Raw genomic sequence first — 21,799 nt, forward strand, 5'->3', positions numbered from 1 at the left:
ACCCGCTTCACTCCGCCACGTCGATGGTGCACCGGTTGGATTCCACCCCCGCGGCGGTGACGACCTGGATCTCGATCCGCCCCGGCTCCACTTCCGCCGGGACGGGCACGGTCAGTACGGCGTCCGAGGGGTTGGTGAAGCCGCCCGCCACCGGGACCAGCGGTACGTGCACATGGACCGCACCCACCCGGACCACCAGCCGGGCCAGCATCTCCGGCGTCTGCGCCCCCGGCGGGACGAAGCCCACTCCGCGGATCTCGATGTCGTCCCCGGGGCGGATGGCCGCGTCCAGATCCCCGGGCTCGCGTCTGCGCACCACCGACAGGACCAGCGGGCGGCTGCCCTCCGCGTACTTCGCCGCCAGGTACACGGCCGCCGACAGCGCCACCAGCAGCGCCAGCGCCCACGGCAGCGCCGGCAGCCGGTCCGGGAACCGGGCCAGCGAGACCGCCGCGAAGGCCAGCACCACCGTGGAGACCAGCACGTACTGGGCGTCCGGGAAGGAGCCCCGGCCCGCGTCGTCCGTCAGCAGGTCCGCCCCGGTCGGGCGGTCCGCCGGCAGCTTCTGCAGCCGCTGCCCCATGATCCGTACGGAGACCACCCGGCGCACCAGCACCGCGACCCCCGAGGTCAGTCCGAGCACCGCCAGCAGCGGCAGCGCCCGGTCGAGCGCGAACCCCTCGTACAGCGCCTGGCGCTCAGGTCCCGGCGAGGAGGCCGCGAGCCGCAGCGCGGGCAGCAGTGTCGCGAAGGCGGTGAGCACCAGCCAGGCGCTCGGCACCGCCTTCGAGGTGGACAGCCGGTTGTCCTCGCCGACCAGCGGGGCCAGCAGTCCGCCCCGGAGCGTCTGCGCGCGGGCCGCCACCGTCAGCAGGGCGGCCAGCACGAGCGCGGCCAGCAGCCCGGCGGTGCGCGCCGTGGACCAGCCGGTGCCCAGCGCGGTGCCGACCTGGACCAGGAGCAGCACCCCCGCGGCGATCCACACGGCGAGGACCGCCCGCCGGGAGAACAGGTAGAGCCAGGAGTTCCCCGCCTCCCGGCCCCGGTCGGCGACCGTCCGGGCCGACAGGGTCAGCTCGTCGGAAACCCACTGTCGGGAGGCTCCGAGGGAGTGGGCCACGGCGGCCGGGACCCCCTGCCCCGAGGCGAACTCGTCGCGCTTCTCCAGGAACGCTGCGACCGCGCGGCGGTGCCCCTCTCGTGTGCAGTCCTCGCAGGCGCAGGCCGCGGTATGGGTGCTTCTGGACATCTCTTGGACAGCCACGAACGTGCCGCCTCTCTGAACTCCGGTGCGATGCCAGCGAATTGTGCACCACTGGGGCAGTGTTCCGGATTGCGCACGATGTCAGAGCAGGTGATTAACCGTTCATGATGTTGACGCACCCGCATCCGCGGCCTCCAGCAGCGGCTGGCAGTTCACCCAGGCCGCCAGATCGGACCCGAACCGCTCCCGGGTCGCGAGCGCGCCGTGGTGGCTGATGAGCACCGCCTTCCCGGCCGCCCGCGCGATCAGCTGCACCTGCGCGGCCCGTTCCGCCGCGATGAACCACCAGGCGGCGGCCTCCACCGAATCACCGACCGTCAGCAGCCCCAGGTTCCGCAGGACCAGCGCCTTGTAGGGGCCCAGCGCACTCGCGATCCGCTCGGCGTCCCCGTCGCCCGCGGCCCCGCCGCCCAAGGCCCCGCCGCCCAAAAACTCGTCGAGCAGCGCGTGGTCCTCGTAGAAGGCGCAGGCCTCCTGGGTGACGGGGGCGAGCAGTTCGCCGAGCGCGGCGAGCGCCCTGCCGTACGGGGCCTGCGTGCGGACGACGGCCACCACGGCGGGCCGGGCCCGGTGGACGGCCGCGTGCACGGCGAAGGCCAGCTGGTTGACCCTGCGCTCCCCCTGGCGGACCCGCCCCTCCCCGTCGACCAGCAGCAGGTCGTCGGGGCCGATCGCGGCGAAGGCCCGGCCGAAGGGGTTCACCCAGTAGCAGTCCTCGAACTCCGGGTCCCGGGCGGTGACGTGCCCGCCCACCCCGTCCTCGTACCCGAGCCGCCCCAGCAGCCGCAGCACCCCGGCGAGCCGTTCCTTGCGGTGCGCCCGCTCCTCCCCGGCGGTGGCGAACACCGGCGGCATCTCGAAGCCCAGCCGCTCGACGGGCACGGGTGCGGGTGCGAGCGCGCGTGCGGGTCGCTCAGTCATGGCCCCTCCTTCAAGGTCGCGCAAGGTCGCGGCGCAAAGTACCGGCGACCGGCCGAAGAGGCCATACACGCGGCGAGGCCGCCGCTCCCGGGTGGGAGCGGCGGCCTCGTCACGTACGACTGCGACCCGGTGGGCGGGCGGGGACTACTCCCACTCGATGGTGCCCGGGGGCTTGCTCGTGCAGTCCAGGACCACGCGGTTGACGTCCGGCACCTCGTTGGTGATGCGGGTGGAGATCCGCGCGAGCACCTCGTACGGCATGCGCGTCCAGTCCGCGGTCATCGCGTCCTCGGAGGAGACGGGGCGCAGCACGATCGGGTGGCCGTACGTGCGGCCGTCACCCTGGACGCCGACGCTGCGGACATCGGCCAGCAGGACGACCGGGCACTGCCAGATCTCGCGGTCCAGGCCGGCCGCCGTGAGCTCGTGGCGGGCGATGGCGTCGGCCTCGCGGAGCAGGTCCAGGCGCTCCTTGGTGACCTCGCCGACGATGCGGATGCCGAGGCCGGGGCCGGGGAACGGCTGGCGCTGGACGATCTCGGCGGGCAGGCCGAGCTCCTGGCCGACCATCCGGACCTCGTCCTTGAACAGCTGGCGCAGCGGCTCGACGAGCTCGAACTCGATGTCCTCGGGGAGCCCGCCCACGTTGTGGTGGGACTTGATGTTGGCGGTGCCGGTGCCGCCGCCGGACTCGACGACGTCCGGGTACAGGGTGCCCTGGACCAGGAAGGCCACCGCCGGGCCGTCCTCCTGGAGGATCTCCAGCTGGGCCTGCTCGAAGACGCGGATGAACTCGCGGCCGATGATCTTGCGCTTGGTCTCCGGGTCGGAGACCCCGGCCAGCGCGTTCAGGAAGCGCTCCTGCGCGTCGACGACCTTCAGCTGCACGCCGGTGGCGGCGACGAAGTCCTTCTCGACCTGCTCGGTCTCGCCCTTGCGCATCAGACCGTGGTCCACGTACACGCAGGTGAGCTGGGAGCCGATGGCCTTCTGCACGAGGGCCGCGGCGACCGCGGAGTCCACGCCGCCGGACAGGCCGCAGATGGCGCGCTTGTCGCCGACCTGCTCGCGGATGAGGGCGACCTGCTCCTCGACGATGTTGCCGGGGGTCCAGGTGGGCTTCAGGCCGGCGCCGCGGTAGAGGAAGTGCTCCAGGATCTGCTGGCCGTGCGTGGAGTGCATCACCTCGGGGTGGTACTGCACGCCGTAGAGCTTCTTCTCGTCGTTCTCGAAGGCCGCGACCGGGACGACGTCGGTCGACGCGGTGACGGTGAAGCCCTCGGGAGCGGCGGAGCAGGCATCGCCGTGGGACATCCACACCGACTGGCTCTCGGGGGTGCCCTCGAAGAGGGTGGATCCGGCCTTGGAGACGGCCAGCGGGGTACGGCCGTACTCGCGCGAGCCGGTGTTGTCGACGGTGCCGCCGAGGGTGACCGCCATGAGCTGGAAGCCGTAGCACATGCCGAAGACGGGGACGCCGGCCTCGAAGATCGCGCCGTCGAGCTGGGGGGCGCCCTCCTCGTACACGGAGGACGGGCCGCCGGACAGGATGATCGCCTTCGGGTTCTTGGCGAGCATCTCGGCCACGGGCATCGTGCTGGGCACGACCTCGGAGTAGACCCGTGCCTCGCGGACGCGGCGGGCGATCAGCTGCGCGTACTGGGCGCCGAAGTCGACGACGAGAACCGTGTCCGGGGCGCTGTCGTGGGTGGCGAAGGTGGCTTCTGGCACGGGGCAGGCCTTCCGGCGGAAGAGGGGGTTGTTTTGTCGATTCTAACGGGGGACGGATACCCCTCTTCGTCTCAGTGTCCGAACCGGCTTGGCGCGGAGCGGTACAGAGGGTCATAATCCCTCCATGCGCAAGCAGCTGAGCTTCCTCTTTACCTATGGCACCGGCCGGTCCGGTCGCCATGGGTCATCGTGATGCTCGCTTGAGCCACTGACTTCCCAGAGCGCCCCGGTCCGACAGGACCGGGGCGCTCTGGCGTTCCCGCTCCGGTCGGACCCCACCGACAGGAGAACGACCATGAGCACGACCATGAGCACGACCACGACCGCGATCACGACCACCCCCGAGCAGCTGATCGCCGGATCCCGCGAGCGGATCGACGCCCTCGACGACCGGATCATCGGCCTGATCCAGGAGCGGATGGCCGTCTCGACCGTGATCCAGGAGGCCCGGATCCGCTCGGGCGGGCGCCGGGTACACCTTTCGCGGGAGATGGAGGTCCTGACCCACTGGAGCGACGCCCTCGGCAAGCCCGGCACCACGCTCGCGATGACCTTGCTGGAGCTGTGCCGGGGCCGGGTGTGAGACCGGCGGCGACGCCCGTGACGCCTGTTCGTCACCCGTCCGGACCGTGACCGCCCCCACGGCCCTTCGTTGATGCGGATGACCGTGCCAGCCAGGTGCGGGACCGCAGCACCACGCGTGGCTCCGCTGGAGCGATGAGACGCACCCCCTGCGGGGCGTGCGTCGTGGGACCTCGCTCCTTCATGTGACCGGACGGCAGGGGACAGCAGCCCGGTCACCACACAAGGACGGCCGGCCCGGGGGACGCCCCGGACCGGCCGTTCTTCTGCTTCCCCCGTCGGTTCCCCTGCTGTCCCCCCGTTTACGCCGTCACGCGCGGCCGGTGTCCCGTCGGCGGAGCGCCAGGAACACCGCGCCACCGGCGGCCACGAGTGCCGCACCGGCCATCAGGACCGGCCCGGCGGCGGAGCCCGTGTCGGCGAGGCCGCCGTTCGGCGTCTTGCCCGTACCGGTACTGGTCCCCGGGCTCGGAGTGGTGCTCGTACCCGGTGTGGCCCCCGGGGTCGTGGGAGCCGTCGGCGTCGGGCCGGCGGTGGTCGGGGCCGTGGTCGGCGCGGGGCCGGTGCCCTTGCCGTTGATCACGAAGGCGGCCTTGTTGTTGGCCTGGTTCGGGTCCCAGCTCGGCGGCACCGCGCCCACGGGGGACCAGCCGCCGACCGTCACGGAGCCCGTGGCGTCAGCGACCGCCTTCTCGATCTTCAGCTCGAACGGGAAGCCGAACGCCTCCTTCTCCCCGATGACGTGCGAGGTCGGGCAGAGGTAGCGCGGGGCGCCCAACTGCTCCTCGCGGTAGTCCCCCGAGGCCGTGACGGCCTGGCAGGGCTCGGGCACCTTGGTGACCTTCGCACCGGCCGGGATCACGATGTCCGCCATGGCCACGTCCTCGCCCGAGCGGAGGTGGGCGATCCACGCCGGGCCGTCGTTGCGGAAGCCGAGCTCGGCCTTGACCGTCTCGCCCGCCTTGCCCGTCAGGGAGGTGGCGGCGGCCACCAGGTCTGCGGTGTTCTTCACCGAGAAGTCGAACTCGTGCCGGTTGTTCCACGGGTCCAGGTCCGCCGCGCGCGGTGCGGCCTTGGCCGAGCGGACCTTGATGCCCAGCTTCTTGCCCGTGCGGGGCGTGTTGAACTTCTGCGTGGACTTCGGCTCGGAGCCCGCCTGGTGCACCCCGTAGAGCAGGCCCTCGATGAAGGCGTGCGGAGCGGCCTTGAGCGTCAGCGCGCCCGCGATCTCGTAGACCTCGCCCGGCTTGACCACGTTGTCGAAGGTGCAGACCGTCGTGGCCCAGCCCACGTTCCAGGGCTGGCCGGCGCTGTCGTCCTCGCTGTAGGAGCAGTTGTCGTACTGCTCGACCAGGCCCATGCCGTGCGTGGTGTTCAGTTCCAGCGCCACGCCGTCGACGGACTCGGTGCCCGTGTTGCCGAAGACGATCGGGAGCGGCTGCTCCTGCCCCGGGGACAGCTTCGCCTTGAGGGCGGCCTTCTCCATCACCAGGTCCGGGCCGCCGATCCTGACCTTCGTGGTGGCGGGCTCGAAGGTGGCGCCCTCCGCCGTGCCGGTCACCGTCAGGTCGGCGGCCGCGCCGGTCTTGCTGCCCTCGGCGGCGGCGAGGTCCAGGGACACCACGCCGCTTCCGTGCGTCCAGACCGCCCAGTCCTTGCAGGTGACCGTCGTCGCGGCGAGGGTGCAGCCGGAGGACCGCTCCTCGGTGAGCGCCACGTCGGCGACGCCCTTGAGGGGGCTCAGGTCGATCGTGTAGGTGGTCGGCCGGTCGAAGGGCTTCCCGGTCCCGTTCTCGACGCGGAAGTCGAGCGTGGCCGTCTGCGGCCGGCCGTCCCGCCCGGGGTGCGGGTGCAGACCGATCTCCGACGGGCTGGTCAGCGTGAACACCGGATCAGCGGCGTTCGCGGGGGTGGCGGCCAGACCCACGGCCACCAGGCCGGCTGCCGCCAGCAGGGAGATGCGCTTTCTCATGCCGGTCCTGACCCGCGAAGGACCTCCCCGGTTGCCCTCCCCGCCTTGTGACGGACACCACACCTCCGTCGCCGGATTCGGCTACAACCATCGGGGCCGAGCAGCTGTCTTCCATGTAGTTCGGCGGGTACCGCGCTCGGAGGGGGAGTGCGGTGCCCGCCGAAGTCATTTCGGCGGCTGTTAGACCATCCGGCTGCCCGGCTATCCGGCTGCGCGACTATCCGGCTGCTCGGCTGCTCGGCGGTTCGGCGGGGGACGCCGAGCGCGGCGGGACCTCCGGTACCGCCAGGAACGGCAGGCGCAGCGCCCCGAAGGCCTCCTTCGGCACCGCCGGGCGGGCCGGTTCCACGGCCGCCAGGCGGGTGTACGCCGCTCCCTGCTCCGGGCGCGGGTCGTGCTCGCCGTTGTTCGGCCAGTAGGACATCGCCCGTTCCGCTTGCGCGGTGATCGTCAGCGACGGGTTGACCCCGAGGTTCGCGGAGACCGCCGAGCCGTCCACCACCGAGATGCCCGGGTACCCGTAGAGCCGGTGGTACGGGTCGACCACGCCCTCCTCGGGCGAGGCTCCGATGGGGCAGCCGCCGAGGAAGTGCGCCGTCAGCGGGGTGCCCATCAGCTCGCCGATGTTGCTGCCCGGGAACCCGTTGATCTCCTCGGCCAGCAGGGTCGCCGCCCGCGTGGCCTCGGCGATCTGTACGGGGTTGGGCGCCCCGTGGCCCTGGCGGGCGGTGAGCAGGCCCTTCCCCACGCCGCCGGGCTTGCGGTAGGTGGTCAGGGAGTTGTCGAGGGACTGCATGACCAGGCCGATGATGGTCCGCTCCGACCAGCGCCGGTTGGACAGCGAGCGCAGCAGCTGCACGGGGTGCCGGGCGGTGCGCCCGAACCAGGCGCGGACCCGGTGGCCGGAGTACGGCACCTGGAGGATCGTCATGAACCCCATCGCGTTGGAGCCCTTGCCGTAGCGCACCGGCTCGATGTGCGTGTCGGCGTTGGGGTGCACCGAAGAGGTGATGGCCACGCCCCGCGTGAAGTCGGCCCGCTTGTCCTTGCCGTGCCGCTTGCGGTAGCGGCGGTCATCGGTCTGCGCTCCTACGAGGCCTTCGGAGTTGGTCCGGGTCAGCTCCCCGAGCCGGTCCGAGAGGCGGGGCAGCTCGCCGAGGTCCTTCATCGTGTGCAGGAGGGTCTGGGTGCCGTACGTGCCCGCCGCGACGACCACGTGGCGGGCGCGCAGCACCGTGGGCTCGGCGCGGCGGCGGCCCTCGGTGGGGACGGTGCGGACGCGGTAGCCGCCGTCGGGGTGCTCGGCGAGGGCGGTGACCGTGGTCATGGCGTGGATGACGGCGCCGGCCCGCTCCGCGAGGTGCAGGTAGTTCTCGTTGAGGGTGTTCTTCGCGCCGTGCCGGCAGCCGGTCATGCACTCGCCGCACTCGGTGCAGGCCTTGCGGGAGGGGCCGGCGCCGCCGAAGTACGGGTCCGCGACCTCGTCACCGGGGCGCACCTTGCCCTGGCCCGGGGCATCGTCGCCGTCCCCGAAGAAGACGCCGACCGGGGCCATGTGGAAGGAGTCGGCGACGCCCATCTTGGCGGCGGCCGCCTTGAGGTGGACGTCGGAGGGGGTCGTGGTCGGGTTGAGCCGGACCCCCAGCATCCGCTTGGCCTGGTCGTAGTAGGGGGCGAGCTCGTCCTGCCAGTCCGTGATGGACGCCCACTGCCGGTCCTCGAAGAACGCGGTGGGCGGCACGTAGAGGGTGTTGGCGTAGTTGAGCGAGCCGCCGCCGACCCCGGCGCCCGCGAGGACCATCACGTTGCCGAGGAGGTGGATGCGCTGGATCCCGTACAGCCCCAGGGCCGGGGCCCACAGGTAGCCGCGCAGGTCCCAGCTGTTCTTCGGCAGGGTCTCCCGGGTGAACCGGCGTCCTGCCTCCAGGACGCCGACCCGGTACCCCTTCTCGGTGAGCCGCAGTGCCGAGACCGCCCCCCCGAAACCCGATCCGATGACGATGACGTCGTAGTCGTACGACACTGCGGTGCCTCCCCGAACGGAACTGAACGGACTAGCGGAGCCGGAACGCCTTCATGACCTTGAGGCTGCGGGTCATGAACGCCGCGTACTTCTCGTCGTCCATCCCGAACGAGGGCGCCATCGGCAGCAGCCGCTGGTGGGCGACGGTCTGGGCCTCGGTGTACTTGAGGATGCCCTCGGAGCCGTGGCGGCGGCCGAGGCCGGATTCCTTCATGCCGCCCATGGGCGCCTGGGCGCTGCCGTAGGCCGGGGCGTACCCCTCGTTGATGTTGACGGTGCCGGTGCGCAGGCGGGCCGAGACGGCGTGGCCGCGGCGGGCGTCCTTCGTCCACACGCTGGAGTTCAGGCCGTACGAGGTGCCGTTGGCCTCTTTGATGACCTCGTCCTCGTCGGTGAAGCGGTAGATGGAGACGACCGGGCCGAAGGTCTCCTCCCCGCACACCGCCATCGCGGCCTCGACGCCGTCGAGGATGGTCGGCTCGTAGAAGAGCGGGCCGATGTCGGGGCGGGCGACGCCGCCGGTGACGAGCGTGGCGCCCTTGGCCACGGCGTCGTCCACGTGCCGCTGCACGGCCTCGAGCTGGCGTTCGCCGGCCAGCGAGCCCATGTCTGCGCCGTAGGCGAGGGAGGAGCCGAGGCGCATGGCCTTCGTCCGGGCGGCGAACCGGTCGACGAACTCGTCGGCGATCGAGGCGTGGACGTACAGCCGCTCGATGGAGATGCAGAGCTGGCCCGCGGAGGAGAAGCAGGCGCGGACGGCGCCGGCGGCGGCCTTCTCCACGTCGGCGTCGCGCAGGACGAGCATGGCGTTCTTGCCGCCGAGTTCGAGTGAGGCCCCGACCAGGCGGGCGGCCGCGCCCTGGGCCACCTCGCGGCCGGTGCGCGTGGAGCCGGTGAACGAGACGTAGTCGGCGTGCCGGACCACCTCGGGGCCGACGACCGGGCCCTCGCCGAGGACGATCTGGAACACCTCGGCCGGCAGGCCCGCCTCGATCATCAGGTCGCGGGCCCACAGCGCGGTGAGCGCGGTCTCGGTGTCGGGCTTCATCACGACGGCGTTGCCCGCGACGAAGGCGGGCAGGGCGTCGCCGATGGACAGTTCGAGGGGGTAGTTCCAGGGGGCGATCTGGCCGATGACCCCGCGCGGCTGGCGCAGCTCGGTGACCTTGGTGAGGGTGGGCATGGCGCCCGTGTGGCCCTTGGGGCGCAGGTACGAGGGCGCCTTGCGCCCGTAGTGCCGGGCGGCGATCGAGACGGCCTGGACCTCCTCGTGGGCGTGCAGGCGGGCCTTGCCGGTCTCCAGCTGGATCAGGTCGAGCACCTCGGCCTGCCGGTCCAGGACCAGGTCGTGGAAGCGCAGCAGTACGGCGGCCCGCGCGCGGACGGGCACGGCGGCCCAGGCGGGCTGCGCGGCGCGGGCCGCGGCGAAGGCGTTCGCCACGTCCTCGGGGGTGGCCTCGGGGAGCTCCGCGAGCCGGTCCCCGGTGAAGGGGGTGTGGTTGGCCGTGCGGCCGGAGCCGGCCACTCCGCGGGTCAGCCGGGCGACCAGTTCGGGGGTCACCACGTCGGCGGCGCGCCGGGCGCCGGCCGGGGCGGGGGCGACGGGATTGGTGGGCTGCGGGGCGCTGTGGAGGGGGGCCGGGGCCTGCGTGTCCGTCATGGCCGTGAGCGTATTGCGCCCGGGGGTGCTTTGGGTACCCGCCGGTAACCGGATTTTGCCATTTCCGCCAGTGATCGCTGGCAGGATGGCGGAATCCGGGCACCGGGGGCCGGGTTTCAGCGAGCCGGGGCCACGGCAGGCCGCGGTCCGGCGGGCCGGGGTTTCAGCGGGCCGGGGCCGGCTGCCAGCCGCTGAGCACGATGTCGAACTGCGCCCGGGTCGTGTCCCAGTCCGCGACCGGACCCGACATGTACACCGCGTACTCGGTGCCGTCCGGCGCGTAGTACATCTGCTCGATGGCCCGCCGGGGCCCGGTGAACGCCCCGGACTTCTCCGTCCAGGTGAACTCCCACAGGGCGGCCTTGACCTGCCCCCGGAAGGTGTTCGGGTGCAGGGTCTGCTGCACGTAGTCGGAGCGCATCGCGACCTGCTTCTCCAGGTCCAGCAGATGCGCGTACGGGTCCTTGAACGTCGGCTTGCGGTCCATCGCGATCCGGATGAAGTGCTTGCCGCCGTCCCCGGTGTAGTCGATCTGCGACCCGTCCTCCCGGCGCTTCCAGCCGTCCGGGACGAAGAGCGAGAAGCCCGCCTTGTCGACCACCTTCGCCCAGCCCGCCGGCGGAGCCTCCTCCGCCTGCCCCTTGGCATCCCCGGCGCCGGGCGAGGCGCCGGGCGACTCCGGCGCAGCGGACGTCCGGCCCTGAACCCCGCCGTGCGCGTTCGTGTCGCTGGTGTACTTCAGGATCCAGAACACCCCGCCGCCGCCGACCAGCGCCGCCACCACGGCGACGACCGCCGCGCGCCTGATCCGGCCGACGGCTCCGGTGTCCCGGCGACCCGGTCCGGCCGGTCCGGCCTCGGACCGCGCGACGAGCGCCGGCTCCGGGCCCGAACCCGGCTCCACCCCGGCGCCCCGCCCCTCTTCCGCGGGCAGCGCGGCCGTGTCCGCCGGCTCGTTCCGGGCTGCGCCCAGCTCCTCGGAGCCCATCGCGCGCGTGGGTACGTACGCCTGCGCCGCCTTCGGCTCCCGGCCCTCCATCGCCTGCAGCAGCATCTGCTCGGCCTCGTCGGCCGACGGCCGCTGCGCCGGGTCCTTGCGCAGCAGCGCCGTGATGACCGGGGCCAGCGCGCCCGCGTGGGTCGGGGCGGACGGCTCTTCGTTCACCACGGCCTGGAGGCTGGAGATGGGCGAGGTGCGGCGGAACGGTGAGCGGGCCTCGACGGCCGTGTACAGCGTCGCGCCGAGCGACCACAGGTCGGAGGCCGGGTCCGGGGCCCCGCCGGTGACCCGTTCGGGGGCCAGGTAGTCGATGGAGCCGACGAGTTCGCCGGTGCGCGTGATGGAGGAGTCGCCCTCGATCGCGGCGATGCCGAAGTCGGCGAGCATCACCCGGCCGTCCTTGGCGAGCATCACGTTGCCCGGTTTCACGTCCCGGTGCAATACGCCGACCGCGTGCGCGGCGCGCAGCGCACCGAGCACGTGCAGCCCGATCCGGGCCGCCTCGCGGGGCTCGATCCGGCCGGCCGTCTTCGCCGCGTCCGCGAGTGAGGGGCCGTCGATGTACTCCATGACGATCCAGGGCCGGTCGTCGTGTTCCAGTACGTCGTGGACGGTGACGACCGCCGGATGCTGGATCCGGGCCGCGGCCCGGGCCTCCTTCTGCGTCCGGGCGTGCAGGACGTCCCGGTCGGCCTGGGCCACGTACAGCCCAGCCGTCAGTTCCTTGACGGCGACCGTCCTGTGCAGCAGCTCATCGTGTGCGCGCCACACCTTGCCCATGCCGCCCCTGCCGATGGGCTCCACGAGCCGGTACCGGCCCGCGAGCACCGCACCCGCACCTGTCTGCTGTTCCACGAATCCCCGCCGCCGCTCTGTGCACTTCCGGTCAGACTACGGAGATCGCGGGCGGCGGCGGAACCACTCGGAGGCGGTTGGGCCGCACTGTGACGCAATCGCCGTACTGATACCTCGTCAGCCGCCGCTCTTGTAGCTGGCCGTCGCCTGCTCGAAGGTCTCGGTGACCTTGCCCTCCTGGTCCTGCGGGCCGGTCACCATGACCACGTGGTAGGAACCTCCGAGCGCGACCACGAAGTTGCGGGCCACGACGGAACGGCCGTTGCCGTCGATCCAGGTGTACCGCCCGGTGACGCGGAGCTGGTTGCCGACCTTGGTGGACTTGATGTCGCTGACGCTGGACCAGGTGGAGGAGCGGTACGGAGCCAGTTCGGGCTCCTTGTCCTTCTGGTAGGTGGCCGGGTCGGGGTTGCCCTCGACCTTGTCCCGGCCGGGGACGACGGTCAGGACGAAGTCCCCCTCCGTGTAGCGGACCTGCCCGGACTCGTTCATTCCGCGACGCTCCCAGCCGTTCGGGACGTTGATCGAGAAGTGCTCCGCGTCCTGCTGGGCGGTGTACCCGGGCGGAGCGGGGGCGTTGGTCTGCGGCGCCGGCCGGGACTCGGGCGGGTTCGCGGAAGGGCTCGGGGCCTGGCCGGACCCGCTCGGCTTCGGGCTCGGGCTCTGGCCGGGGCTGCGGCCCGGGCTCTGCGACTGGGTCGCGGCGGGCGGCCTCATTCCGGCGGCCTTCTGCCCGCCGCCCTGCGGATCGGCGGCTCGGGGCATGAAGAACAGGGCGTAGGCCACGGCTCCCGAGAGCAGGACGAGGATCCCGAGCACCAGGGAACGCCCCAGCGAGCGCGGCTTTCGGGGGTGTTCGGCGCTGCGGTGCCGGCCGTGCAGATCGGCCCGCCGCCGTACGACGGGCAGCCTGGCCGGATCCTCCGCCACCGGCGGCAGCATGGCGAAGCCGCCGTCGGGCTCCGGGGCGGACCGCACGAGGGAGCGCAGCCAGCCGCGGAGCTCCTCGAAGTCGGGCCGCTCGGTCGGGTCCTGGCGCAGCAGGGACTCCACGACCGGGCGCAGCGGGCCGCACTCCTCGGCGAAGGCGGGCGGCTCGGCGCAGACCATCTCCACGAGCTCGGCGACGCTGTCCTCGGGGTACGGGGCATGGCCCTGTACGGCCCGGTACAGCAGCGCTCCGAGCCCCCACAGGTCGGTGGCCGGCCCGACCGGCGCGGCCAACTGCCACGGCCCGTGCACGGCCTGCGCCTGCTCGGGAGCCCACCGCTCGGTAACGGCCCCGACCACGGCCATCCGCGTCTGCCGAGCCCGCTCGGCGTCCAGCCCGCTCCGCGGACCGCTCCCCCACCCGGCGCCGCCCCGCGGACCGGCCTGGCCGTACCCGCCGCCCTGCGGACCGGCCAGGCCGTAACCATCGGCCCCGGGAGCCGCCGCGTATCCGGCACCGGCCCCCGGGCCGCTCTGCGGGCCGGCCCGGCCGGGTCCGCGGGCTCCTGGAACCACCGGGTACCCGGCGCCGCCCTGCGGGTCACCCTGCCCGTATCCGACGGCTTCAGGAGCCGCCTCGTATCCGGCGCCGCCCTGCGGGCCGGCCTGCGGGCCGGCCTGGCCGTACTCCCGGGCCCCGGTATCCGCCGGGTACCGGGCGCCGCCCTGCGGATCGCTCTGCCGGCCGCCCTGCCCGTACCCGCCGCCCTGCCCGTGCCCGCCGGCCTCGGGAGCCGCCTCGTACCCGGCGCCGCTGCTCGGGCCGGCCTGCTCGGAGCCCGCCGGATCCGGGCGGCCCGGTCCCGGCGAGGGCTGACCGTGGCCGGGCCCGTACCCCGGTCCTGCGACCGCCCGGCGCTCCGCGCCGTCCTGCGGATGCACCCGGCCGCCCGGCGGCGTCGGCTGCCCGGCGCCCTGGTCGTAGCCGTAGCCGCCGTCGCCTGAGGGTGCCTGTGTCCCACTGGGTGCACCGGCAGCTCCCGGCGCCCCGGGCCGCTGCGGGGCGGTGGCGGCGCCTTGGCCGTCGTCGGAGGTCCGGGGCGTGCCGCCGCCCGGGGTGTCCGCCTGGTGGTAGCCCTGGGGGAGGGCGAGTTGCGCCGGCAGCGCGGCGCGGGCCTGCGGCTCCGCTTCGGCCGGGGGCAGGGCCTTGCGGCGCGGAGTGGCGCCGTGCCAGGCCGCGCCGCTGTCCGGGCCGCCGTACGGGTACGAGTACCCCTGCGGCAGCTTCGACCCCTCGGGCCTGGGCTCCGCCGCCGGCCCCGGCTCCTGCTCCGGCGCGGGCTCCGACCCGGTCTTCCGCTGCTCGGTGATCCGCGCGGCGGCCTGGGCCCCGGCCCGGTACGCGGCGATGGCCCCGGCCCGCGCGGCGGCCTTCAGGTCGGGCCGGTCTGCGGTGGAACCGGAGCTGCCGGGGGCTCCGGGTGCCCCTGGGGCACCCGGGGCACCCGGGGCACCCGGGGCACCCGGGGCACCGGAGCTTCCGTGGGTTCCAGGAGCGCCGGGAGTTCCGGGAGCGCCGGAGGCTCCGAGAGGGTCAGAAGCAGTCGCCGTTCCGGGCGTGCCGGGGCTTATGTGGTCCCGGTAACGCGGCCCGGTGTCGTACCCCGGAGCCACCAGCGGCGCGTACTCCGCCGCACTCCCGGCCCCCTGCGGGGCCGTTCCCGCACCGGCCCCGGCGACCCCGGCATCCCAACCGGCCGCATCCGCGGATCCGCCCCCGTACTCGGCGCCGTACCGCCCGCCGCCCTGCCCGCCGTCCGCACCGGCCCCGGAGCCAGACCCCTGCCCATCCCCGTACCCGTACCCGGCATCCGCACCGCCGTACCCGGCGCCCGTACCGGAACCAGCGCCGAACCCGGGCCCCACGGCACCCGCACCACCACTAGCCGCACCTCCCGGAACCGCCCACCCGGCCGACCCCGCACCGGAGTGGTCCGTACCGTCCCGCGGGGGAACCGGGTCGTACCCGCACAGGGCGTCCTCCGCCGCCCCCGCCGCCAGCCCCGTCAGGACGACCCGTCCGTCCTCGCAGATCAGCACCGTCCGCATGGTGATGTTCCGGTGCGTCCACCCGTGCGCGTGCAGCACCCGCAGAGCGGTCAGCACGTCCGCCGCCACCTCCGCCGCCCGGTACGGGCTCAGCGGTTCGTCGGCTATCAGCGCCGCCAGCGGTCTGGCCGGGACGAGTTCGCTCACGATCCACAGCGACCCACCCTCCGCGAACACGTCGAAGACCTGGTCCAGCCGCGGATGGTCCGGCACGGACGCCGCCGCCTGCGCCGCCTCGATCGCCCTGCGCACGGCGGGCAGTTCACCGTGCGGGACGCGCCGGCCCCCGGCCGCGGGCGGCCCGCCCCGCGGGCCGTCCAGCAGCTCCGCGTCGACGACCTCCGGCAACGGCACCTGCCGTACGAGGACTTCCTGGCCGCTGCGCGTGTCGAAGGCCCGGGTCTCGATCAGTTCGTAAGCGTCGGACGGCGGCAGCGGCAGACGGTAGCGCTCGGCCAGGATCCGGCCCGCGTAGTCCTCCACATCGCCTCCCCCGAGAGCTGCGGGCCCGTCCCCCAAACCCCGCTGACACGATACGACGCCCGAGGCGCCCGCGTCCCGGCCCTGGCGAGGCTGACCCGAGCCCGCTCGGGGCGGGTATCAGCCGCGTGGCTGGAAGGTGTCGAACGCCGTGGTGCGCAGCTTCGTGCACTCGTCCGCGCCCCACTGGTCGGCGAGGCAGGTGATCATGATGGCGTAGCCGTGCGTCGCGTCGATCCGGAATCCACGGTCGAGCACCCGGACCCGCACGCCCTTCTGGTCCCGCTCGAACTCCCAGTCCGCGACGGTCGGGTACCCGCGGTACTCGACCGGTTCGAGGCGCAGCAGTTTGTAGTTGGTGCTGCTGCTCGCCACACTCGGGGCCAGCGCCAGCCAGGCGGCGCGGGCGTCTTCCTTCGGCGAGCTGTTGAAGTCGATCTGGATGCGCGGGAAACCGCCGTCGCGGCTGTAGATGACGCCGTCGTTGTTCCCTATCACGCCGGTCTGCTTGAAGCCCTCGGGCATGACCATCGCGAAGTGGAACCCGGGGTCGTCGACCTGGGCGAACCCCGGCGGGATCCCGGGTAGGGATCCCCCGGGCGTGGCTCCCTGGCCGGGGTTGGTACCGGAGCCCGGCGACTGGCCCGGGGCCGGCGAACCGGAGCCTCCGCCGGACGGCGCACCGGACTTCGGCGGGGGCGAGGGGGCGGACGAAGCCGGGGGCGGCGTCGCGGAACCGGCCGCGGGGCTCGACGCGGCGGCGGAGCTGCCGCCCTTGCCGTCCTTCGGGGAACCTCCGTTGTCGTCATCGCCGCTGATGGCGTATGCGACGAGCGAGCCGATGACGGCGAGCGCGACGACCACGCCGGCTATCGCGAGCGCGATGGTGCGGCGCGGCACGACGTCGGTGAGCGGGGCGGCGACGGGCGACGGGCGGGGCGACGGGGACTCGGCGGCGCTCGCGGCCGTGGCCGTGGCGGCGGCCGAGGCGGCCGCACTGGCGGCCGCCGCCTTGCGGGCCGACTTCAACGCCGCGCGGGCGCGCTCGCGCTGCTCGCGCTCACGGCGCTCGCGGTCCTTCTTCTCCGCCTTCTCGGCAGCCTTGGCCGCTTTGTCGGCGGCCGCCTTGTCGGCGGCTTCCTGGGCCTCGGCGAGCGATATCTGCCGGGTCTCCTCGGCGCTCGGAGCGGCTACGGGAGCCGGCGGCTCGGGCGCTTCGATCACGGCGGTGAGCAGCGCCCGCGCGCGGTCGTCGTCGAGCCGGTGGGCGGGGTCCTTGACGAGGAGGCCGTAGATGACCTCGGTCAGCGGGCCGGCGTTCTTGGGCGGCTCGACCGGCTCGGTCATCACGGCGGTGAGCGTCGCGAGGGCCGACCCCTTGTCGTACGGGGGAACCCCCTCGACCGCGGCGTACAGCAGGCCGCCGAGCGACCACATGTCGGCCGGCGGGCCGGGGCGCTGCCCGCGGGCCCGCTCGGGCGAGATGTACGAGGGGGCGCCGACGAGCATGCCGGTGGAGGTGACGGAGGGGTCGCCCTCGACCTGGGCGATGCCGAAGTCGGTGAGGATCACGCGGCCGTTGCCGTGGTCGGCGAGGAGCACGTTGGAGGGCTTCACGTCCCGGTGCAGGATGCCCTGGCGGTGGGCGGCCCGGAGTACGTCGAGCACGGCGAGGCCGACTTCCGCGGCGCGGCGGGGGGTCAGCGGGCCGCTCTCGCGGATGAACTCCGCGAGCGAGGGGCCCTCGATGAGCTCCATGACGATCCACGGCCGGCCGTCTTCGTCGACGACGTCGTAGACGGTCACCGCGCCGCCGCTGCGGATCCGGGCGATGGCCTTCGCCTCGCGGAGGGTGCGGGTGATGAGGCGGCGCTTCTCGTCGTCGTCGACGCCGCTGCCGAAGCGGAGTTCCTTGACGGCGACGGTGCGGCCGAGGGTCTCGTCCTCGGCGCGCCAGACGGTGCCCATGCCGCCCTTGCCGAGGACGTCCCCGAGCCGGTACCGGCCCGCGAGCAGCCGGCCCTCGTCGTGAGCGCCCTCTCCCGCCCTGGCCGCGGCGGCCTTGACGGCGGCGGCCACCTCGTCGGCCTTGCTCACCGCGACGGGCTTCACCCCCGCGGCCCGGCCGCCCTCGGCCCCTCGCAGGGGTTTCGCGTCCTCGACCCCGTCGTACTCCCGCACGACGGCGGCCTTCCGCACATCCGCCTTCGCGCCCACGGGCTTCACGCCCGCGGCCTCGACGGGCTTCGCGTCCTCGGGCTCGGCCTCCCCACCAGCGGCCTTCGCACTCTCCGACTCGGCACCCGCTCCCGCGGGCTTCGCGTCCTCGGGCTCAGCCCCACCGGCAGCCGTCGCCGCAGCCGTCGTCGCAGCAGGCTTCCGCAGCTCCGGCTTCCGCGGCTCCGGCTCCGTCGCGGAAGCGCCGGGCTTCGCGTCCTCCGGCGCCGCCGGCCCGGCGGCTTCGGTCGCGGCCGGGGGCACGGCCGCAGCGGGCTTCGCGGTCCCGGCCGCAGCACGCTTCGCACCGGCGGGCGCGGCCTTCGCGGCCCCCGCCGCGGTGGGCTTCGCGCCGGCAGCACGCTTCGCGGCTCCCGCCGCAGGCGTCTTGGCGGGAGGCTTCGGATCCGTCGGGGGTGCCGCCGGAGGCACCGGCGATCCCGTCCCGACAGACGGCTCCGGCGACTCGGTGTGCTCCGGCTTCGACATGCGTCCCCTCTGCGTTCGTGCCGCCTGCTCCGGTTGCCCTGGCAGCGGCCGGGGTGCCCGGTAACCCGCCCCGGCAGAACCCTCATTGTCCCTTACTCCGCAACGGACGGGAGCCCCGGGTCCGCGGTTCCGCCCTCGACGTCGCGGAGTTACAACGGGACGATATCCGGCGCACCCAGCCTCGCCGCGTCCGCCGTCTGATCGTCCGGCTGGCGCTGCGATTCCCGCTCCGCCTGCACCCTCTTCTCGTAGTGTTCCACTTCCTTCTCGATCTGCTGCTCGTCCCATCCCAGGACCGGAGCCATCAACTCCGCGCACTCCCGAGCCGATCGGGTCCCCCGGTCGAAGGTCTCGATCGAGATCCGCGTCCGCCTGGTCAGCACGTCGTCCAGGTGCCGCGCCCCCTCGTGCGAGGCCGCGTAGACCACCTCGGCGCGGAGGTAGTCGTCGGCGCCAGTCAGCGGCTCCCCGAGCGAGGGGTCTTCCGCGATCAGGGCCAGCAGTTCCTCCGTCAGCGAGCCGTACCGGTTCAAGAGGTGCTCCACCCGCACCACATGGAGCCCCGTCCGCGCGGCGATCCGCGCCCGGCCGTTCCACAGGGCCCGGTACCCCTCGGCCCCGACCAGCGGCACGTCCTCCGTCACGCACGGCGCGACCCGCTGGTCCAGCCCGTGCACCGCCTCGTCCACCGCGTCCTTGGCCATCACCCGGTAGGTCGTGTACTTGCCGCCGGCGACCACCACCAGCCCCGGCACCGGGTGCGCCACCGTGTGCTCGCGCGAGAGCTTGCTCGTCGCGTCCGACTCCCCGGCCAGCAGCGGCCGCAGGCCGGCGTAGACCCCCTGGACGTCGTCCCGGGTGAGCGGGACCGCCAGCACCGAGTTCACGTGCTCCAACAGGTAGTCGATGTCCGCGCTCGACGCCGCCGGGTGCGCCTTGTCCAGGTCCCAGTCGGTGTCCGTGGTGCCCACGATCCAGTGCCGGCCCCACGGGATGACGAAGAGCACCGACTTCTCGGTCCGCAGGATCAGCCCGGTCGAGGAGTGGATCCGGTCCTTGGGAACGACGAGGTGGATGCCCTTCGAGGCCCGTACGTGGAACTGCCCGCGCTCCCCGATCAGCGCCTGGGTGTCGTCCGTCCACACCCCCGTGGCGTTCACGATCTGCTTCGCCCGGATCTCGTACTCCCCGCCGCCCTCCACATCCCGCACCCGCGCGCCGACGACCCGCTCGCCCTCCCGCAGGAAGCCGACGACCCTCGCCCGATTGGCGCACTGCGCCCCGTACGCCGCGGCCGTCCGGACCAGGGTCGCCACGTAACGGGCGTCGTCCATCTGGGCGTCGTAGTACTGCAGGGCGCCCACCAGCGCGTCCTTGCGCAGCGCCGGCGCGATCCGCAGGGCGCGCTTGCGGGAGAGGTGCCGGTGCGTCGGCAGACCGCGCCCGTGGCCGCTGGAGAGCGACATGGCGTCGTACAGCGCGACGCCCGAGCCGGCATAGAACCGCTCCCACCCCTTGTGCTGCAAGGGGTAGAGGAAGGGCACCGGCTTCACCAGGTGCGGGGCGAGCCGCCCCAGCAGCAGGCCGCGCTCCTTGAGCGCCTCCCGCACGAGGGCGAAGTCGAGCATCTCCAGGTATCTGAGCCCGCCGTGGATCAGCTTGCTGGAACGGCTGGAGGTGCCCGAAGCCCAGTCCCTCGCCTCCACCAGCCCGGTCGCCAGGCCTCTGGTCACCGCGTCGAGGGCGGTACCGGCACCCACCACGCCGGCCCCGACCACCAGCACGTCCAGCTCCCGCTCGGCCATCCCGGCGAGCGCCTCGGCCCGCTGCACGGGCCCCAGCGAGGCCCGCCCACCACCACCGCCCATCCCCGCTCCCATCCCGATCCCCGACCCTGCCGCTGCGCCCGTCCCTGCCCCTGTCCCAGTCCTCACGGCTGCCTGCCTCCCGTTGACGCGGGTCGCCCCGTCCGCCCTATGCGGTCATCCCACCCGTCGTGGGTGATCCCGCTCACATCGCCCGTTCATGATTCTGACCGGCCGCACCCACATCAGCCACCGCCTGTGGATAACACGGAGGCGACCAAGACCCCTGAATACGACATATCTGTCATATATACGCCTAGTCTGACATTGCGCCAGCTCTCCTCCTCCACAGGACTTGCGCGCTCCGCCCCCTCATGCATGTCAGGGAAGGGAAGGGACGGCACCCCCATGCCCGCAGATCTCGCCGTCATCGGACTCGGCCATCTCGGCCTCCCGCTCGCCCAGGCAGCCGTGGCCGCCGGGATCGAGACGGTCGGCTACGACAGCGGTCCGGCGACGGACTCCACCCTCACCGCCGCCGAGATCCGCCGCATGTCGGCGGCCGGCTTCCGGGTGACCACCAACCCCGCCGAACTCGGCCGGGTCCGCACGGCCGTCATCTGCGCCCCCACCCAGCTCGGCGCCGACCGCGCACTCGACCTGTCCGCGGTCGGCGAGGCGGGCCGCACGCTCGCCGCACGCCTGCGGCCGCACACCACCGTCATCCTCGAATCGGCGGCCCACCCGGGCGTCACCGAGGAGTACCTGCGCCCGATCCTCGAATCGGGCTCCCGCCTGCGCGCCGGCCGGGACTTCCACCTGGCCTACTCCCCCAGCCGCCTCGACCCCGGCAACCGCACGCACGGCATCTCCAACACCCCCAAGGTCATCGGCGGCCTCACCCCCGCCTGCACCGAGTCGGCGCACGCCTTCTACGCCCGACTCACCGAGAAGGTGGTCCGCGCCCGCGGCCTGCGCGAGGCCGAAACGGTCCAGCTCCTCGAAACCAACTACCGGCACGTCAACATCGCCCTCATGAACGAGATGGCCGTGCTCTGCCACGACCTCGGCGTGGACCTGTGGGACGTCATCCGGTGCGCCGAGACCAAGCCGTACGGGTTCCAGGCCTTCCGCCCCGGCCCCGGAGTCGGCGGCCACGGAGTCCCCCTCGACCCCAACTACCTCCCCCACACCACCCGCACCCCGGGCCACCCGCTGCGCATGGTCGGTCTGGCGCAGGAGATCAACGACCGGATGCCGCAGTACGTCATCCAGCGCAGCGCCACCCTGCTCAACGAGCACGGCAAGTCCGCGCGCGGCGCCCGCGTCCTCCTCCTGGGCGTCACCTACAAGCCGGACCTCGCGGACCAGGAGGGCTCCCCGGCACGCGAGATCGCCAGCCGCCTCCTCGACCTCGGTGCGCTGATCAGCTACCACGACCCGTACATCGCCGGATGGCGCGTCAGGGACCAGCCCGTCCCCCGCGCCGAATCCCTGTACGAGGCCGCCGCCAATGCCGATCTGACGATCCTGCTCCAGCACCACCGCACCTACGATCTGCAAGGCCTGGCGGTGAAGGCCCAGTTGCTGCTGGACACCCGCGGCGCCAGCCCGGCGGGCGCCGCGCACCGCCTCTAGTGCTGTGGCCGGAAAGGTTTGCCGGGTCGCGGTGTCCGGTGCGGTGCATCGCAAGGCGGAGGACCCCGACTCGTACTGGACGTACCGTCGTGGTCCGACAACACGGCGAGGTGCCGTGCCGGG

At 73.3% G+C, this 21,799-nt stretch carries 12 protein-coding genes; 2 read left to right on the top strand and 10 right to left on the bottom strand.

The genetic code is table 11. From position 1 onward, the window contains the following. Positions 1–7: 7 nt before the first annotated feature. The 3 genes from AC061S_RS30160 to guaA form a co-directional block, all read right to left on the bottom strand. Positions 8–1,264, bottom strand: a complete 1,257-nt coding sequence (locus AC061S_RS30160; protein WP_478689054.1) for a hypothetical protein — start codon at positions 1,262–1,264, stop codon at positions 8–10. Positions 1,265–1,366: 102 nt separating this feature from the next. Further along, on the bottom strand, positions 1,367–2,185 hold the full coding sequence (locus AC061S_RS30165; RefSeq protein WP_478689055.1) for a class II aldolase/adducin family protein: 819 nt from the start codon (positions 2,183–2,185) through the stop codon (positions 1,367–1,369). A 144-nt stretch (positions 2,186–2,329) separates the two neighbouring features. Continuing rightward, complete coding sequence (gene guaA / locus AC061S_RS30170) at positions 2,330–3,916, bottom strand: glutamine-hydrolyzing GMP synthase (protein ID WP_478689056.1); 1,587 nt, start codon at positions 3,914–3,916, stop codon at positions 2,330–2,332. 295 nt (positions 3,917–4,211) lie between these two features. Here guaA and AC061S_RS30175 point away from each other — a divergent pair, with 295 nt between their 5' ends. Further along, complete coding sequence (locus AC061S_RS30175) at positions 4,212–4,499, top strand: chorismate mutase (protein ID WP_478689057.1); 288 nt, start codon at positions 4,212–4,214, stop codon at positions 4,497–4,499. A 309-nt stretch (positions 4,500–4,808) separates the two neighbouring features. On the opposite strand, the gene AC061S_RS30180 is transcribed toward AC061S_RS30175, so the two are convergent. From AC061S_RS30180 to AC061S_RS30210, 7 genes are all read right to left on the bottom strand, one after another. Then, entirely contained in the window at positions 4,809–6,470 is a 1,662-nt protein-coding gene (locus AC061S_RS30180) for a COG1361 family protein (protein WP_478689058.1), read from the bottom strand. Positions 6,471–6,687: 217 nt separating this feature from the next. Beyond that, positions 6,688–8,493, bottom strand: coding sequence for a GMC oxidoreductase (locus AC061S_RS30185; RefSeq protein ID WP_478689059.1), 1,806 nt, complete (start codon positions 8,491–8,493; stop codon positions 6,688–6,690). Between the two features lie 31 nt (positions 8,494–8,524). Next, positions 8,525–10,153 carry a succinic semialdehyde dehydrogenase gene (locus AC061S_RS30190; RefSeq protein ID WP_478689060.1) on the bottom strand — a complete coding sequence of 543 codons (1,629 nt, stop codon included), beginning with the start codon at positions 10,151–10,153 and terminating at the stop codon, positions 8,525–8,527. A 163-nt stretch (positions 10,154–10,316) separates the two neighbouring features. Next, on the bottom strand, positions 10,317–12,008 hold the full coding sequence (locus tag AC061S_RS30195) for a serine/threonine-protein kinase (RefSeq protein ID WP_478689061.1): 1,692 nt from the start codon (positions 12,006–12,008) through the stop codon (positions 10,317–10,319). 117 nt (positions 12,009–12,125) lie between these two features. Beyond that, positions 12,126–15,530, bottom strand: a complete 3,405-nt coding sequence (locus AC061S_RS30200) for a protein kinase (RefSeq protein ID WP_478689062.1) — start codon at positions 15,528–15,530, stop codon at positions 12,126–12,128. Between the two features lie 117 nt (positions 15,531–15,647). Further along, a complete protein-coding gene (locus tag AC061S_RS30205) occupies positions 15,648–18,233 on the bottom strand; it encodes a serine/threonine-protein kinase (RefSeq protein ID WP_478689063.1) in 2,586 nt (861 codons plus the stop codon). A 149-nt stretch (positions 18,234–18,382) separates the two neighbouring features. Beyond that, on the bottom strand, positions 18,383–20,101 hold the full coding sequence (locus AC061S_RS30210; protein ID WP_478689064.1) for a glycerol-3-phosphate dehydrogenase/oxidase: 1,719 nt from the start codon (positions 20,099–20,101) through the stop codon (positions 18,383–18,385). Between the two features lie 345 nt (positions 20,102–20,446). Here AC061S_RS30210 and AC061S_RS30215 point away from each other — a divergent pair, with 345 nt between their 5' ends. Continuing rightward, a complete protein-coding gene (locus tag AC061S_RS30215) occupies positions 20,447–21,676 on the top strand; it encodes a nucleotide sugar dehydrogenase (RefSeq protein ID WP_243333440.1) in 1,230 nt (409 codons plus the stop codon). Positions 21,677–21,799: the final 123 nt, after the last annotated feature.

Source organism: Streptomyces sp. CA189 (genome assembly GCF_056428985.1).